The sequence below is a fragment of the Serratia sp. L9 genome (genome assembly GCF_050632285.1).
Classification (GTDB): Bacteria; Pseudomonadota; Gammaproteobacteria; order Enterobacterales; family Enterobacteriaceae; genus Chania.
Window position 1 is genome coordinate 4,465,036 of record NZ_CP192591.1, and the last position, 15,972, is coordinate 4,481,007.

The 15,972-nt window shown below is 56.6% G+C and carries 15 protein-coding genes, 4 pseudogenes and 1 riboswitch; of the genes and pseudogenes, 3 read left to right on the plus strand and 16 right to left on the minus strand.

Translation table 11 applies throughout. The annotated features are described in order from the left end of the window. Window positions 1-2: 2 nt before the first annotated feature. From ACQ86O_RS21335 to ACQ86O_RS21410, 16 genes and pseudogenes are all read right to left on the minus strand, one after another. Window positions 3-716, minus strand: coding sequence for a cobalt-factor II C(20)-methyltransferase (locus ACQ86O_RS21335; RefSeq protein ID WP_431222758.1), 714 nt, complete (start codon window positions 714-716; stop codon window positions 3-5). Next, window positions 716-1,510 (minus strand): sirohydrochlorin cobaltochelatase, encoded by a 795-nt coding sequence (gene cbiK, locus ACQ86O_RS21340; RefSeq protein WP_431222759.1) that lies wholly within the window; start codon window positions 1,508-1,510, stop codon window positions 716-718. Before cbiK ends, ACQ86O_RS21335 begins: the two co-directional genes overlap by 1 nt. After that, window positions 1,507-2,291: pseudogene (locus ACQ86O_RS21345) on the minus strand (cobalt-precorrin-6A reductase). The gene cbiK and the pseudogene ACQ86O_RS21345 overlap by 4 nt, the downstream one beginning before the upstream one ends. Next, the gene (locus ACQ86O_RS21350; protein ID WP_431222760.1) at window positions 2,291-3,016 is read right to left on the minus strand and encodes a precorrin-3B C(17)-methyltransferase; all 726 of its coding nucleotides are present in this window, start codon (window positions 3,014-3,016) and stop codon (window positions 2,291-2,293) included. The pseudogene ACQ86O_RS21345 and the gene ACQ86O_RS21350 overlap by 1 nt, the downstream one beginning before the upstream one ends. Continuing rightward, window positions 3,010-4,071 (minus strand): cobalt-precorrin 5A hydrolase, encoded by a 1,062-nt coding sequence (cbiG, locus tag ACQ86O_RS21355; RefSeq protein ID WP_431222761.1) that lies wholly within the window; start codon window positions 4,069-4,071, stop codon window positions 3,010-3,012. The genes ACQ86O_RS21350 and cbiG overlap by 7 nt, the downstream gene beginning before the upstream one ends. Further along, window positions 4,052-4,834 carry a cobalt-precorrin-4 methyltransferase gene (locus tag ACQ86O_RS21360; RefSeq protein WP_431222762.1) on the minus strand — a complete coding sequence of 261 codons (783 nt, stop codon included), beginning with the start codon at window positions 4,832-4,834 and terminating at the stop codon, window positions 4,052-4,054. The genes cbiG and ACQ86O_RS21360 overlap by 20 nt, the downstream gene beginning before the upstream one ends. Continuing rightward, on the minus strand, window positions 4,827-5,396 hold the full coding sequence (locus ACQ86O_RS21365; RefSeq protein WP_431222763.1) for a decarboxylating cobalt-precorrin-6B (C(15))-methyltransferase: 570 nt from the start codon (window positions 5,394-5,396) through the stop codon (window positions 4,827-4,829). The genes ACQ86O_RS21360 and ACQ86O_RS21365 overlap by 8 nt, the downstream gene beginning before the upstream one ends. Next, window positions 5,386-5,991 carry a cobalt-precorrin-7 (C(5))-methyltransferase gene (locus tag ACQ86O_RS21370; protein WP_431222764.1) on the minus strand — a complete coding sequence of 202 codons (606 nt, stop codon included), beginning with the start codon at window positions 5,989-5,991 and terminating at the stop codon, window positions 5,386-5,388. The genes ACQ86O_RS21365 and ACQ86O_RS21370 overlap by 11 nt, the downstream gene beginning before the upstream one ends. Further along, window positions 5,988-7,127: a cobalt-precorrin-5B (C(1))-methyltransferase CbiD gene (gene cbiD, locus ACQ86O_RS21375; RefSeq protein ID WP_431222765.1), complete on the minus strand. Its 1,140-nt coding sequence runs from the start codon at window positions 7,125-7,127 to the stop codon at window positions 5,988-5,990. The genes ACQ86O_RS21370 and cbiD overlap by 4 nt, the downstream gene beginning before the upstream one ends. After that, window positions 7,124-7,756 carry a cobalt-precorrin-8 methylmutase gene (locus ACQ86O_RS21380; RefSeq protein WP_431222766.1) on the minus strand — a complete coding sequence of 211 codons (633 nt, stop codon included), beginning with the start codon at window positions 7,754-7,756 and terminating at the stop codon, window positions 7,124-7,126. Before ACQ86O_RS21380 ends, cbiD begins: the two co-directional genes overlap by 4 nt. A gap of 11 nt (window positions 7,757-7,767) precedes the next feature. Then, window positions 7,768-8,724, minus strand: coding sequence for an adenosylcobinamide-phosphate synthase CbiB (cbiB, locus tag ACQ86O_RS21385; RefSeq protein WP_431222767.1), 957 nt, complete (start codon window positions 8,722-8,724; stop codon window positions 7,768-7,770). Then, window positions 8,721-10,102: pseudogene (locus tag ACQ86O_RS21390) on the minus strand (cobyrinate a,c-diamide synthase). The gene cbiB and the pseudogene ACQ86O_RS21390 overlap by 4 nt, the downstream one beginning before the upstream one ends. A gap of 105 nt (window positions 10,103-10,207) precedes the next feature. After that, window positions 10,208-10,453: riboswitch (cobalamin riboswitch) on the minus strand. A 299-nt stretch (window positions 10,454-10,752) separates the two neighbouring features. Then, entirely contained in the window at window positions 10,753-11,232 is a 480-nt protein-coding gene (locus tag ACQ86O_RS21395) for a helix-turn-helix transcriptional regulator (protein WP_431225794.1), read from the minus strand. After that, window positions 11,224-11,654 (minus strand): annotated as a pseudogene (locus ACQ86O_RS21400) (PocR ligand-binding domain-containing protein); the annotation flags it as partial. The gene ACQ86O_RS21395 and the pseudogene ACQ86O_RS21400, both read right to left, overlap by 9 nt. A gap of 207 nt (window positions 11,655-11,861) precedes the next feature. Further along, the gene (locus ACQ86O_RS21405) at window positions 11,862-12,671 is read right to left on the minus strand and encodes an MIP/aquaporin family protein (RefSeq protein ID WP_431222768.1); all 810 of its coding nucleotides are present in this window, start codon (window positions 12,669-12,671) and stop codon (window positions 11,862-11,864) included. A gap of 247 nt (window positions 12,672-12,918) precedes the next feature. Then, on the minus strand, window positions 12,919-13,119 hold the full coding sequence (locus ACQ86O_RS21410) for a hypothetical protein (protein WP_431222769.1): 201 nt from the start codon (window positions 13,117-13,119) through the stop codon (window positions 12,919-12,921). A 67-nt stretch (window positions 13,120-13,186) separates the two neighbouring features. Here ACQ86O_RS21410 and pduA point away from each other — a divergent pair, with 67 nt between their 5' ends. From pduA to pduC, 3 genes and pseudogenes are all read left to right on the plus strand, one after another. Continuing rightward, a complete protein-coding gene (gene pduA / locus ACQ86O_RS21415) occupies window positions 13,187-13,471 on the plus strand; it encodes a propanediol utilization microcompartment protein PduA (RefSeq protein ID WP_431222770.1) in 285 nt (94 codons plus the stop codon). Continuing rightward, a pseudogene (gene pduB, locus ACQ86O_RS21420) lies at window positions 13,468-14,274 on the plus strand (propanediol utilization microcompartment protein PduB). The gene pduA and the pseudogene pduB overlap by 4 nt, the downstream one beginning before the upstream one ends. 19 nt (window positions 14,275-14,293) lie before the next feature. Further along, window positions 14,294-15,958, plus strand: a complete 1,665-nt coding sequence (gene pduC / locus ACQ86O_RS21425) for a propanediol dehydratase large subunit PduC (RefSeq protein WP_431222771.1) — start codon at window positions 14,294-14,296, stop codon at window positions 15,956-15,958. The last annotated feature ends 14 nt before the right edge of the window (window positions 15,959-15,972 follow it).

Below are 15,972 nucleotides of genomic sequence, written 5' to 3' on the forward strand. Positions count from 1 at the left end.
AATTACGCCTCCGAGAGCCAACTCTTATTCACCAGAATGGTTGAGAAATACGGCAAGGGATGATCGGCTGGGAGTTGCTCCAACCGCCGCCAACACTGCTCGCCGGCCAATGAAGCCTCTGCCATCAGCACCGCGTGGTTAAACAGATTCAGGCGGGCCAGCAATGATTGAACCTGCGCCAACCGGCCATAGACTTTCATCAGCACCACACAGTCGTGGGTGAGCAGCGCCTGCTCCAGTTGCGCTTCAGGCGCGGTGCAGGACATCACCGCCAGAGACTGTTGTTCCATGGCCAATGGCACCACCGCACGGGCAGCAATGGCAGCAAAAGAGGTCACGCCGGGGACGATCTCCAACCAATCGGGGCGGCCAAGGCGCGCCAACAAAAACACCCAGGTGCTGAATAACATGGCGTCACCCAGGGTGATAAATCCCACCTGTTTCCCCTGCGCAACCTCGTCCTGAAGCTGCCGGGCAATCCGCTCCCAAACCGCCTGTTTCTCGCCATCATCCGCGCTCATGGGGAAATGGCAGGTGCGGATCTCGGTGTGGGGCAACAAATACTCCCTGACGATCGACAGCGCCAGGCTGTCGCCACCTTTACGCCCTGCCGGGGCATACAGCACATCCAGCTTTCCTAACAACCGGGCGGCACGCACGGTGATCAGATCGCTGGCCCCAGGGCCAACGCCCAGCGCATATAGTTTTCCGCTCATCAGGCTGCCTCCTGCTCGCTCTGGCGTAGCGCCGTATCCAGATGTTCGACAAACATCTGGCGGATCAGCGGATTCTCGCCCAGCCCTTGCAGCCAGCATTGGGTCTCGATGCCCGCCGCCGCTATCTGTGAACACCAGGAGTCCGGTTCGCTTGAGGCCATGTCGTTGACGGCATGATCGCCTGCGACCAGCATCAGCGGCATCAGGTGAACCTTGCTGATCTGCTGGCGTTGCAAACGGCTGATCAGCCCGTCCACTTCCGGGTAACTTTCAACCGCACCGACCAGAGCCGGGAAGTTCTGCGCTGCCATCACATGATCCAGGCAGGCATAGGCAGAAAAGGAGTGATGGCTGGCCCCATGGCCCATAAACACCACGCGCTCATTGGCCTCCAGCGGCGGCATTTGCATCTGAAGCGCCGCCAGCAATTGTTGATAGTCGTCATAGCTGCTGAGCAGGGGTTTACCCAACACCAATCGCTTAAAACGATGGCGGCAGGCGCGAACCTCGTTAGCTATTTTTTCATATTCGTCACCGTTGATAATATGCAGCGACTGAATAGCAACGTCCTCATAACCGGCCTCGGCCAGACGCTGCAGCGCCTGTTGCGGATTGTCTACCTGCAAGCCATCCCGCTGGCGTAACTTGCGGATTATCATTTCAGAAGTGAAGGCCCGGAATGGCTCACGATCGCCCCAGCAAGCCGCCAGTTGCTGCTCGCAGGCTTCAATGTTCTTTCGCCGGGTACTTTCATAACTGGTGCCGAAACTGATCACCAATAGCGCTTTTTTCATCTTGTTTTCCTTATTTTCTGCTCCAGGGACAACCGCTGGGCGAAGGCGTCGATTGAGCTTATCTGCTCATCCCAACCCGCTGCCGCTAAAGGCGCTGGGCGGCACACCACGATGCAGGGAATATTCAATGCCAGGCTGGGTTCCACTTTTTGCAGATAGCCCCCTCGCTGCCAGACTCTTTGGTGATAACCACATCAGGCTGGCAATACTCATACAGCGCACGATTAAACGACGCACTGAAGGGGCCACGCAGAGCAATGATGTTATCGACCCCCAACCCCAGCGCTTCGCATTGCGCCAGCACCTCCGCCGTCGGCAGAACCCGCACCAGCAGCGTTTTGCCCGGCAAGCCACGCCGATATTCCGCCAACTGCTTGCTGCCAGTGGTCAACAGCACCCGCTGCCCCAGACGTTGAGCCAGGCCGCAGGCTTCTTCCACGCTGTTAACCTTGTGCAACTGCGGATGAGATAATCTGCCAATCTCGCTCGGGCGCTGATAACGGGTCAGCCACACGCCTTGGCCACAACAGGCGGCAATCACGTTTTCGCTCAACGCAGTGGCATAAGGATGGGAGGCATCGATCACCCAGCGGATATTGTTTTGCTGTAGGTAATCGGCTATCTCTTCACTGTCCATTCGCCCAACGATCACCTCGCCCTGAATGCTGCCCGCTAGCTGCCGCCCCGCCTCGCTGGCCACCGACAGGCGGTAATGCTCACCCGCGCGATCCAGAAGCTGGCAAATCAGCCGGGCATCGCTGGTCCCGCCGAAGACCTGGATCACAACTGATAACCTCGTGGAGTGATCATCAGCCCGTCACGGCAATAGGTGGTCTGATTGCCGACGATCACCAGGCTGGTCATATCAACCGGGGTGAAATCCATCTCGCCCAGGGTTGTCAGCCATTTCTCCTGTTTTTTGCGCCCCGCCGCTTTCACTACGCCAACCGGTGTCTCAGGTGATTTGTACGGCTGCATCAACTCGAAGGCCCGGGCCAGGTGCCCCTCCCGGCCACGGCTGCGCGGGTTGTAAAAACAGATCACAAAGTCGGCTTGCGCAGCGGCAATAATCCGCTTTTCAATCACGGGCCACGGGGTAAGCAGGTCGCTCAGGCTGATATGGCAAAAATCATGCATCAAAGGAGCGCCCAGCAATGAGGCGGCGGCGATACTGGCGGTGATCCCCGCCACCAGTTTCACTTCCAGTGCCAACTGCTGCTGGCCAACCAGTTCCAGCACCAGCCCGGCCATACCGTAGATCCCGGCATCACCGCTGCTGATCAGCGCTACCTTGTGGCCAGCCAGGGCCAGATCGATCGCCACCTGGCAGCGTTCAATCTCTTTGCACATCCCGGTCTTGATGACCTGCTTATCGCCGGTCAGGGCTTTCACCAAGTGGGTATAGGTTTTGTACCCGACGATAATCTCCGCCTCGCGGATCGCCTCGATGGCGTCCTGCGTCATCATGGTTTCACTGCCCGGCCCAATGCCGATAACGCTTAGCATAAATGTGACACTCCCAAAGTCATGGTGACCCCTTGCTCACGCAGGGTGTCGCCAACCAGTTTTCCCTCACTCATCAGCCAGGCCACCGGCTGTGAAACGCTGCCAACGCCAACCGTGGCGCGAACAAATTCAGATGCAGGGAAGCGTTGTTCATGGCAGCGCAGTTCATGGCTGCTGAACAGTTCGAACGGAACCCGCCAGCAGCGTGCCAACTGCTGCAAGGCCGGTTCGTCTTTCTTGAGGGTGACGCTGCCGATAGCCCGCAGCGCCATCGGATCAAAATGGTTGTCCGCCAACTGTTGCTCAAGCAGGTCGATCAGGATTTTCAGCGAGGTTGCCCGGCGGCAGCCTATTCCCACCACCACTCGCCGGGGGACCAGCTTATAAACTGGTAACGGCAGTGCCGGCAGGCTATCGCGCAGGCTCACGCAGACCAGCGCATCCAGCGGCGGTAAATCCTGCAGATCCTCAACCGGCACAAACCCACGAGTGTCACAACCCGCCTGCTCTGCACGTAAAGGTTCATCCCACCACAACCCCACTTTCCCGCCGCTGACCAGTTGCTGATTAACGGTTTTAACCGCATGGCGGAAATCCTGCATCTCGGCATCCAGTTGGGTCGCCAAGGTATCCAGAGCCGCCATCTGATTAACATCGGTGGCGGTGGTGATCACCGGATCGGCCCCCAATAACCCGGCCAGAAACAGCGTCAGGGCATTGGCGCCGCCTACATGGCCGGACAGCAGGCTGATCACATGTTGCCCACGCTCGTCGATCACCACGATCGCCGGGTCGGTAAGCTTGTCCTCAAGCAACGGGGCGATCACCCGCACCGTCAACCCTGTTGCGCCTACCACCACCAACGCCGAATAGTTTTTGAACGCCTCACGCAGCGACTGGCCAAAGCTGCCATTAAACGGCTGGAAACCCGGCGCCAGCAGTTTTTCGCTGGTAAAACAACTGAGGGGCAAGTGCGCCTGCAAGCGCTGCGCCAAGCGCACGCCGCCGGGGGTCAGACAAAACAGCGCGATGGATTCAGGCCTGACGATATTCATGGCTGAACCCCGCATCGTAGAGTTTTGAATAGTGATATTCGTCCCCCAGAAAGGCCCCCACCAGGATCAGCGCGGTTTTATTAATGCCAGCCTCGCGTACCTGTTGCGCAATATCTGCCAGCGTACCGCGCACCGTCTGACTCTCTTTCCAGGTGGCTTTATACACCACCGCTACCGGCGTATGCGGCGGGTAGCCGCCGTGGGTCAATTGCTCGACCACCCGCGCCATGTCCTGCACGGAAAGGAAGATGGCCATTGAGGTCTGATGGGCAGCAAAAGCCGCCAACTGTTCCAGAGGCGGCATTGGCGTGCGCCCTTCGATACGGGTAATGATCAGACTTTGCGCCACTTCGGGCACGGTATACTCCACCCCCAGTTGGGCCGCGGCGCCAAGGAAAGCGCTCACGCCAGGCACTGAGACAAAGCCAATCCCATGCTCCGCCAGCACTTCACCCTGTTCACGGATCGAGCCATACAGCGAGAGATCGCCGGTTTGCAGACGAACCACCAGCTTACCCGCACGCACTCCCTCCACCATCAGCGTAATAATCTGCGCCAGTGTCAGGCCCGCGCTGTCGTGAAGCGCCGCCTGCGGTGGGCAGTAATCCAGCAGTTCGGTATTAATCAGGGAACCGGCATAGATCACCACCTGCGCCTGCTGCAACAGCCGGTAACCTTTCAGTGTGATCAACTCACGATCCCCCGGCCCCGCGCCAACGAACCAGACTTTTTGTGTATCCCAACGGGCTGAGTGCTCAGACATCGCTTCCCTCCTTGTAACAAGAGATAAGATAGGTGGGGTTGTTAGGTTTGAAATAGTGGCCGCTGCCTAATGTTGTCAGGGTGGAAAATTGCAGCTGTTCGCAAGTCATCGCCGCCACAGCACGCGTTTGCAGGCAGGCCAGCGCCTCACTGAAGTTGTTGAGCAGAATAAACGTCAAAACCAGGCGGCCACCGGGATGGAGCCGTTCCAAAGCCCAGTCGATCAGCGCCGCCAGTTGGCCCCCGCTGCCACCGATAAAGATGGCGTCGGCCTTCAGCGCCAACGCCAGAGGAGCGGTCCCGGCGATCACCGTCACGTTTTCGCAACCCAGCCGCAGGCGGTTTTCGCCAATCAGGGACAACGCCGCCGGGTTACGTTCGATCGCAGTCACCTGCAACGCGGGATAACGCATTGCCGCCTCCAGAGCCACGCTGCCAGTACCGGCACCGATATCAATCAAATGCTCCGCACTGGCCAACTCCAGCCGCTCCAGCGCCAGCAACCGCACCGGCTCTTTGGTCATAGGCACCTTCTGCCCACGTAAAAAAACGTTATCTTTCATTGAGGATCACCACTGCATTGATGTCGTAACGCTGCGCTACCGCCGCCGGTTGCAGGCGGTGGATCCGCTCCGTGGGCAACGAGAGGTTTTCACCGATAATCAGATTACGCCGCAGGCCGCGCTGCATAATGGCCTGCGCGATAGCCCACGGCCCGGTGATGGCATCGGTCACCATCGCCACCTTGTCGTGTTGCAGCAGCCAGTCAAAATCAGGCGTGCGGCCATGGCTGCTGGTGAGATAGATATCGTTCATATCCAGGGCGATTTGCGCGCACAGATATTGAATGGCGCTGATACCGGGGATAATGCGCAGTTCTTGCGGCGCAAAATGCACTGCCAGCCATTTGCCAATGCCGTACAGCAACGGATCGCCAGAGGCCAGCACCACAATGTGATGTTTATCCAGACGGCGACGTAGCCAGGCCAGCAACCCAGCCAGATCGGCATCCAATAAATGCGTTTTGTGTTGCGGACAGGCAAAGGTGGCGATATGGCGGGCGCTCCCCACCAGCAAATCGGCAGCCGCAATGGCCACTTGCGCTTCACAGGTCAGGTACTGGGCATCGCCGGGCCCGACGCCCACAACGGTGATCATCGCATCGCCTCCAGGATTTCATGCAACGGTCGGTTGCTGCCGAGGATCTGCTGGTCAAAGGAGAACAAGATGGCATCGCAGCCCGGAGCGGCAGCGCTGAAGCGCCACATTTCCTGCACCCGCTGGCAAATACGCTGGGCGATACGCGGATAGACCTCCTGCCAGCCCTGCTCATCGATCAGCTCCATCGCTGCTTCCGTGGTATCACATTGCTCAACCTGTATTAACAGCGCCTGGGGTGCTCCCATCAGCGCCAGATGGGCAATCAGGGTTTCCATCCGCCCATCGGCAATATGGCTGTGAGTGTGGAAAATACCCGCCGCCACCTTGATCAACTTGCCAGGATGCCCGACCAGCAACACCTGGCGGAACCCCAACCGCACGGTTTCCTGCAACATGTAACCGACAAAATTGCTCATGGTCACCACCTGTTGCCCTTCCAGGCCGAGCTGTTCCCGTACAAAGCGTTCACCGTGGTTGCCCGGCACCAGGATCACCTGGTCTTGTCCCGCCGCCCGTTTCATCTCCAGTTCCAGCGCCAGCGAGCGTTTCCAACTCTCCTCCGACATCGGGGTGACAATGCCGGTGGTGCCGATAATCGAAATACCGCCGACGATCCCTAACCGGCCGTTGTAGGTTTTACGCGCCCGCTCAACGCCTTCCGGGGCAAAAATCTCTACCACGGCGCCACGTAACGGGCCGATCACTTCCCGCACGGCGGCCTCGATGGTCTGGCGAGGCGTGCGGTTGATGGCCGCACTGCCCACCGCCAGGCCAATGCCTTGGCGAGTAATGGTGCCAACCCCTTCGCCACCCCGTAACAGGATCTGCTGATGGCTCTCTTCCAAGGTGACGCGGGCAAAAATCAGCATGCCGTGGGTGGCATCCACATCGTCGCCGCCGTCCTTACGGATGGCCGCCGTCGCCTGCTGCCCGGCAATTAATGGCTGTTCAACGCTCAGGTTGAGCGTCACGCCGGAGGGGGTGACGATTGAAACCTGGTTGATCACCTGCTGGCGCAGCACCATCAAGGCCGCCACCTTGGCCGCCGCCGTCGCACATGAGCCGGTGGTGTAACCTTTGCGGTAGCGCTTGCCACGATGCCAAACGCTGTCCCGCCGTATCGCCTGGCTCATCCCTCCTCCCGCATCTGATATAAGGTGGCATTGACGATAGCGGCAGCCACGTTGCTGCCGCCCTTGCGCCCGTTGGCCACAATGCCAGGTAGTTGGCTGTTCTTTAGCGCCTCCTTTGACTCTGCGGCACCGACGAAACCCACCGGCACACCGATCACCGCGACGGGTTCAGCTTGCCGTTCCAACAACCGGAACAGCGCGGTGGGGGCATTGCCAAAGACAAACAGTTGCTCGCCGCTTTCTGCCAATGCGATATCCACCGCCGCCATCGAGCGGGTGATGCCCTGTGCGTTTGCCGTGGCAACCACCCGTGGGTCGCTGATATAACAGCGGCATTCGCAGCCCATCTGCTGCAGAAAGGTTTTGTTGATACCCGAAAGCGCCATGGTGGTATCGGTATACAGCGTGCAACCCCGGCGCAATCCCTCGGTCAGGGCCCCCATCACCTCAGGGGAAAACCAGAGAATATCCAGCCAGTCGAAATCGGCGGTAGTGTGGATCACCCGTTTAATCACCGCTTCCTGCCAACGGTTGGCAAAGCGATATTCTGGCCGCTGCCGAGCGATGATCTCGCCGATAATCTCAAAGCTTTGCTGTTCGATACGTTGTGGCTGTCTGATGTAATCCATATGCTTCCCTCTCAAGCGCCTACCCATAGCAGGCGCAGCAATGCAAACAGCAACAGCGCCAACAGCGAGGCCATCATCATCAGATGAGCGCTACGGGGGATATCCGCCAGAGCGATCTCCCGCTGCCGCTCACCAATCCAGGGTTTTTCGACTCGTTGGCCGAAGTAGCTGTTGGCCCCGCCAAGCTGCACCCCCAGCGCCCCGGCTACCGTGGCTTCCGGCCAGGCGCAGTTGGGGCTGGTATGCTGATAACGATCACGCCAGCCAATCCTCAGTGCCTGGCGATAATCCAATCCGATCAACCAAGCCGCACCGCTGAGCAGCAGCCAACTGAGCCGGGCCGGTAACCCGTTGGCAAAGTCATCCATACGCGCCGAAACATAGCCAATGGCCCGATATTTCGGCGTTTTGTAGCCCACCATGGAATCGAGGGTATTGACCGCTTTATAGGCCATCGCCAACGGTGCGCCGCCCAATAGCAGGAAGAACAGCGGTGCAATCACCCCATCCACGGTGTTTTCTGCCACTGTCTCCACCACCGCACGGGTAATTTGTGGCGCTTCCAATTGCGAAGTATCGCGCCCGACAATCCACGAAAGTTGACGGCGGCTCTCTTCCAGCCCCTCATATTGCAACGCATGGTGAACCGCCATTGCCGCCTGTTCCAGGCAACGCCCGGCAAGCAAGGTGTAAATCAGCCACACCTCAGCCAGCCAGCCCAGCCACGGATGGATGCTGCCCATCAGCCATAGAAATCCCCAACTGACCAGGTAAGTCGCCCCCACCACCCCCAGCCATAACACCCCACCGCCAATTTTCAGCGCGCGCTCGCTCTGGCATACCCGGCGGATAAGACGCTGCAGGGCGTTAATCAGGTTGCCTATCCAACGCACCGGGTGCGGCCAATGCGGCGGATCGCCCAGCAGGCTGTCGAGCAGAAAGGCCACAAACCAGGCCAACAGCGTCATAGCACACTCCTGGCGGCTCTTAACCAGCGATCCAACATGCCTGGACGTTGGGCAAAGTGAACGTGCAGATAACTGGCCTGGGTATGGCCACGCTGATAGCCGCCGCGCCAACGTTGAACGGCTACGCCGTCGCGCCATTTGGCACAGTCAAAGGCTGGCGTTAATGCAGTGGTGAAATCGGAGTAATGAAACTCATGGCCCCGCAACGTTTCGCCCTGTGCCGCCAGCAAAGTGTCAGTGCAGGCTTGCCACTGGCAATAGCCGAAGCGGGTCAGGCGCTCCCCCATATGGCTCTCGCCGGGCAGGATGCCGCTCATTGCGTAGCGCTCACCTGAACCATCGGTCAACCCCTCGCCGAGGTACATCAGGCCAGCGCATTCGGCATAGATTGGCGTTTGCTGTTGATGGGCATGTTGTAACGCAGCATGCATCTGCACATTGGCTGCCAGCCTGGCGGCATGCACTTCGGGGTAGCCGCCACCGAGATAGACCATCTGGCAATCCGGTAACCGGCTGTCGTGCAGCGGGCTAAAACGTTGGATACGCACCCCCGCCTGTTCAAGCAGATCGAGGTTATCCGGGTAGTAGAAATTGAAAGCTTCATCTTCGGCCAACGCCAAGGTCAGCCCCTGCGTCAACGCCGGATCGGGCAGCACCGGGGTTCCCCCACGGGCTGAGAGGCGCAATGGCTTAAGGCCAGCAGCCGATCGAGATCGATAAATTCCTCAACCCCCTGCGCCAGCCGTTGCCAGCGCTGCTCATCGCCCAAGCATTCCTGAGCCGGGATCAGACCCAGATGGCGGGAAGGCAAAGCCACCGCCTCCAGCATTGGCAGCCGCCCCAGCACCGGCACCCCGCAATAGCGTTCTATCGCCTGGCGGATAAGCTGGTAATGCGAGTCTGAGTTAACCCGGTTAACGATGACCCCAGCCAGTTTCAACGCCGGATCAAACTGACAGAAACCGAGCACGGTAGCCGCGACAGAAGTGGATACCGCTTTGCCGTCAACCAGCAGGATCACCGGGCAACCGAGCTGTTTGGCCATCGCGGCGCTGCTGCAATAGTCCGGGTCGATGCCATAGCCGTCATACAACCCCATCACGCCTTCAATCACCGCAATATCGGCGTGGCGCATATGTTGGTTATACAGGCCGTTGAGCGTCGGGATGGGCAGCATAAACGCGTCCAGATTGCGCGAGGCCACGCCGGATACAGCGCTGTGCCAACCGGTGTCCAGATAGTCGGGGCCGACCTTGAACGGTTGAACGCGCAGACCGCGCTGTTGCAACGCTCGCAACAGGCCCAGCGTCAGCGTGGTCTTGCCACAGCCGCTGCCGGTCCCCGCGATAACAAAAGCCTTTTTACCCGTTAGCTGCATAAAAAATCCCGGCCTCTCGGTCGGGATCCTGGCGTCAAAAGAATACGCGCCCGCAGCGCAATGGCTGCACGTATCCCATGACAACCCGCTTCCCACCGAAGGAGTTGAATGTGTTACCAACTGGCAGGTCTTCTGGCTTAGCGTCATCCTCATCCACCTCCTTCCCAATCTTGCGATCAGTGGTCACAGTGGAATTGTCAGCATCACAGCAGCGGGGGCTGCGGGGGATTTTTACCCGTCGTCTTTCAAGCTACAGCGCTGTTACCTGCACTGGCTGCAACGTGAAATACGAGGGTACACACCCCTTCCCAATCACAGTTGATTACTCAGACTGTGAGTTATCCAGTTAGCGTATCCGTAATTTTTCCGGCCATAACCGGCAAGCTCACGGATATATTTAATTTATCACTTGATTAACATTTCCATATCATTACGTCATGCAGACATCGTTTTAATAAAATTAATATACGCCGCTTGATTGATAAAAAAAGGCCAAGTTTGTTTTTCTGCACAAAAAAATATTGTCTGGAATAGCAATAAATTGCTGTCTGAAAATGATCCCTACCGTTGTAGCCTGGGCTGAGTGCTCATTTTAAAATTTAACAGATAACAAATTATTGCTACGCTTTCGCGTTTAAAAAACACGCTGATTACTCCATATTACGTTGTTCAACGGCCAACGAACGGAATACCTGGGGAGTCACATTATAAGTTTGGCGAAACACTTTACAGAAATAACTGGTCTGCGAAAAACCGAGGTTTTTTGCAATACTGGCAATACTCCAGTCACTGTGCTGTAACATTTCCTTGGCATTGGCCATACGCTGCTGATTCACCCAGACGTTAAAACCCACCCCCTGATATTTCTTAAACAACTTGCTGAAATAATACGGGCTGAGATAAACCTTGGCGGCCACGTCCTCAAGACGCAGCTCCTCTGACAAATGCGCCTCAATATAGCGAAGCGCCTTTTTCATTTTCGCTTCATGGGGATTGGGCTGGCGGGCTTTAGCCTGCTCTTTAGCCTCATTATTATCTTTGATCACCACAAAATTCAGGTGTTTTTTCAGGCAGTTCTCTACTATCAGCTTCAGCAGATCCGCCGAGGCAATCACGCGTGAATACTCCATCACCTGGACGTTATGGAATTCATCCACCAGTGCCGGATCTTTCTGCCAGCAGTCATCGACGCTAAGAATGTCGATCAGCCCCACTTCCTGCTGCAACCTGACCTGCCCGCACAATACAAACCCCACCAGATGGCCGGCGATCACCAGCGGGATAGAGAAATCCGTCAAGCCCGCGTGGCAACGGTAGATGCAGGGTTCATCGGATTTTGACGCCTCCAGCCCCCGCAGCGATCGCTCATACGACAGCGCAGGTGATTGACCGGATCCTGGCGCATCATCTGGCAAAATGAAGTGAAATTAAACATCCCGGAGATTTCCTCACCGTGAATGTTCACAACCACAACGGCCAATCCTGTAGCCTGCGCAAAGTCTTGGGCGATTTTATTTATGAGTTCTGAGTTGAGTGAACTGGCAGAAATCATGATAACTCCCCCTGAGTAAATTCTTATTTATTACGATAGGCTATCCTTTAAGACAAAACTTAAACGATAAGATCGGCTAATCATATTAAAAAGCAATAATCAAGCCTATCAGACAAAAAATAAACCTGGTATCAGTTTTAATCTGATAATCAAAACAGATCACAAAAATCCTCCTCACTCTGCTGAATCGGGTGAGGAGGAAAAAACTTAAATTTTTTCTTCTTCTAGCTGGCAGGCATTACAAGGCAAATTCTTACCAATTAAATAGCGATAACCTGCCGCCCCCACGCAAGCGCCGATAATAGGCGCCACGATGGGCACGATGAAATACGGAATATCCCGCCCGCCAGTCATCGCCACCTTGCCCCACCCGGCAAAAAAGGCAAATAATCTTGGCCCGAAGTCACGCGCCGGGTTCATGGCAAAGCCGGTCAGCGGTCCCATGGAAGCACCGATAACCGCCACCAAAAGGCCTATCAGCAGCGGCGCCAGCGGCCCGCGCGGTACGCCGTTGCCATCATCGGTCAGCGCCATCACCAGGCACATTAAAATAGCGGTGATCACCAGCTCCACCATGCCAGCCTGCAATACGCTGATGGCGCTGGCAGGATAAGTCGTGAAAATACTGGCCAACTGCAGGCTCTCTGCGCTACCGCGCACCAGGTTCTTCGCCGTTTCAACGTCTATAAACAGATTCTGGTAAAGCAGATAAGCCAGCGCCGCACCGCAAAAGGCCCCGGCTATCTGCGACACACAGTAGCCCAGCACCTTGTTACGCGGGAAACAGGCGAACAGCCACAGAGCGATGGTGATTGCCGGGTTCAGATGGCCACCGGAGATACCGGCGGTGAGATAGACCGCCAGTGAAATCCCCAGCCCCCAGACAATGCAGATTTCCCATAAACCAAAGCTGGCTCCGGCCAGCTTCACCGCGCACAGGCACCCGGCCCCGAAAAAGATAAATAGCCCGGTGCCAAGAAACTCGGCAATACATTGCGCTTTCAATGAATCATTCATAACCTTCCCCTGCTTGGTTGGATAAGCTGCCTGCACCTGGCTGGCTTGCGGGCAATGGCAATACTGCTGGCACTATAAAGAGCGGGAAAAGGAAAGTGTTGTTGCAATAGTTTGCTGGCCGGATAAAAAATGGACGACCAATAACAGATTATTGCTATCGATAAATAGAAAAACCATTACGTCTCAGGATAATAGGCGAAAATAACTTCAAGTATAAATAACATTTTATTGCTATAGACTTCTTTCGTTATTGCAATCCACCTCTCAGTTTTACCCGCCACAGCGCCAACCAATAAAATAAAGCCGCCCAGAATAAAATTGAAAAGCCAATTTTTGTTAATAACACTAATAAATAATAACCAATAAAAACAGTTGGATGCGAAATTTTTACGCCGAATTTTATTATAAAAAAACCAACCATTCTCCGCAAAAAATTTAATTCAGCCATTCTTTTTCGTTGCTTGTTTGTATATTCGCTGCATCACAGTCCTGACAACTTCCAAGACGAGGTGTTTATGCAACAAGAAGCATTAGGAATGGTGGAAACCAAAGGGTTAACCGCCGCCATTGAAGCCGCCGACACCATGGTGAAGTCTGCCAACGTCATGTTGGTGGGCTACGAAAAAATCGGTTCCGGCCTGATTACCGTGATTGTCCGTGGCGACGTTGGTGCGGTGAAAGCCGCCACCGACGCCGGTGCAGCCGCCGCCGCCAAGGTTGGTGAAGTGAAAGCCACGCACGTTATCCCGCGCCCGCATACCGACGTGGAGAAATTCCTGCCGAAAGGAAATAGCCAATGAGCAGCAATGACCTGGTCGACAAAATCATGGCCCAGGTGATAGCGAAAGTCAGCGAGCACGCCCCGGCCTCTTCCCCCTTACCAACACAACACGAGATACGGTTATGGCAGAAAAGCACTGCAGTTTAACGGAATTCGTCGGGACCGCCATCGGCGACACGGTGGGCCTGGTTATCGCCAACGTGGACAGCGCCCTGTTGAGCGCCATGAAGCTGGAAAAAAGCTATCGCTCTATTGGCATCCTCGGTGCCCGCACCGGCGCGGGCCCACACATCATGGCGGCGGATGAAGCGGTAAAGGCCACCAACACCGAAGTAGTCTGCATCGAATTACCCCGCGATACCAAAGGGGGCTGGCCACGGTTCGCTGATCGTGTTCGGCGGCAACGATGTTTCCGATGTGAAACGTGCGGTTGAAGTGGCGTTGAAAGAGCTGGATCGCACCTTCGGCGATGTTTATGCCAATGAGGCAGGCCATATCGAACTGCAATATACCGCCCGCGCCAGCTACGCGCTGGAAAAAGCCTTTGGTGCGCCTGTGGGGCGCTCCTGCGGGGTGATCGTCGGGGCTCCGGCTGCCGTCGGGGTGCTGATGGCCGATACGGCGGTGAAATCCGCCAACGTCGACGTGGTGGCCTACAGCTCACCGGCACAGGGCACCAGCTACAGCAACGAAGTCATTCTGGTGATCTCTGGCGATTCCGGCGCGGTACGCCAGGCGGTGATCTCGGCCCGTGAGATTGGCAAAACCGTTCTGGCTACGCTGGGTTCTGAGCCGAAAAACGACCGCCCTTCTTACATTTGATGCCAAGTGAGGCTGTTTCATGAAATCGAAAAGATTTGAAGCATTGGCAAAACGCCCGGTCAACCAGGACGGCTTTGTCAAAGAGTGGATCGAAGAAGGCTTTATTGCCATGGAAAGCCCCAACGATCCCAAGCCGTCGATCAAAATCGTCGGCGGCAGCGTGACCGAACTGGACGGTAAACCGCAAAGCGAATTTGACCTGATCGATCACTTCATCGCCCGTTACGGTATCAATCTGGCACGCGCAGAAGAAGTCATGGCGATGGATTCGGTAAAACTGGCAAATATGCTGTGCGATCCTAACGTGTCACGCGCCACGATTGTGCCAATGACCACTGCCATGACCCCGGCGAAAATCGTCGAAGTGGTATCGCATATGAACGTGGTGGAAATGATGATGTCGATGCAGAAGATGCGCGCACGCCGTACGCCATCCCAGCAGGCACACGTCACCAACGTGAAAGACAACCCGGTACAGATCGCCGCCGATGCCGCCGAAGGAGCCTTCCGTGGTTTCGATGAGCAGGAAACCACCGTCGCCGTTGCGCGTTATGCGCCCTTCAACGCCATCGCCCTGCTGGTGGGTTCACAAATTGGCCGCCCTGGCGTGCTGACGCAATGCTCACTGGAAGAAGCCACCGAGCTCAAACTCGGCATGCTGGGCCACACCTGCTACGCGGAAACCATCTCGGTCTACGGTACTGAACCGGTATTTACCGACGGCGACGATACCCCTTGGTCGAAAGGATTCCTGGCGTCGTCCTATGCCTCACGCGGGCTGAAAATGCGCTTTACCTCCGGCTCCGGCTCGGAAGTGCAGATGGGCTATGCGGAAGGCAAATCCATGCTCTATCTGGAAGCCCGCTGCATATACATCACCAAAGCCGCTGGCGTCCAGGGTCTGCAAAACGGTTCGGTCAGCTGTGTTGGCGTCCCTTCCGCCGTGCCCTCTGGCATCCGGGCCATTCTGGCAGAAAACCTGATCTGTTCCGCGCTGGATCTGGAATGTGCTTCCAGTAATGACCAGACCTTTACCCATTCGGATATGCGCCGTACCGCCCGCCTGCTGATGCAGTTCCTGCCAGGCACCGACTTTATTTCATCGGGTTATTCAGCCGTACCGAACTACGACAATATGTTCGCAGGTTCCAACGAAGATGCGGAAGACTTTGATGATTACAACGTGCTGCAACGCGATCTGAAGGTGGATGGCGGCCTGCGCCCGGTACGTGAAGAAGACGTGGTGGCCATCCGCAACAAAGCGGCCCGTGCGCTGCAAGCCGTATTTGCCGGTATGGGGCTACCGCCGATCACCGATGAAGAAGTCACCGCCGCTACCTACGCCCACGGTTCGAAAGACATGCCGGAACGCAACATCGTCGAGGACATCAAGTTTGCCCAGGAAGTGATCAGCAAAAACCGTACCGGCCTGGAAGTGATCAAGGCGCTGGCCCAGGGCGGCTTTGACGATGTGGCGCAAGACATGCTCAACATCCAGAAAGCCAAGATTGCCGGAGACTACCTGCACACATCCGCAATCATCGTGGGCAACAACCAGGTGCGCTCGGCGGTCAATGACCTCAACGACTATGCCGGTCCGGCCACCGGTTACCGGCTGCAGGGCGCACGCTGGGAAGAGATCAAAAACATTCCTAATGCACTTGATCCTAACGGGATCGACTAAGGGGTTCACGTCAT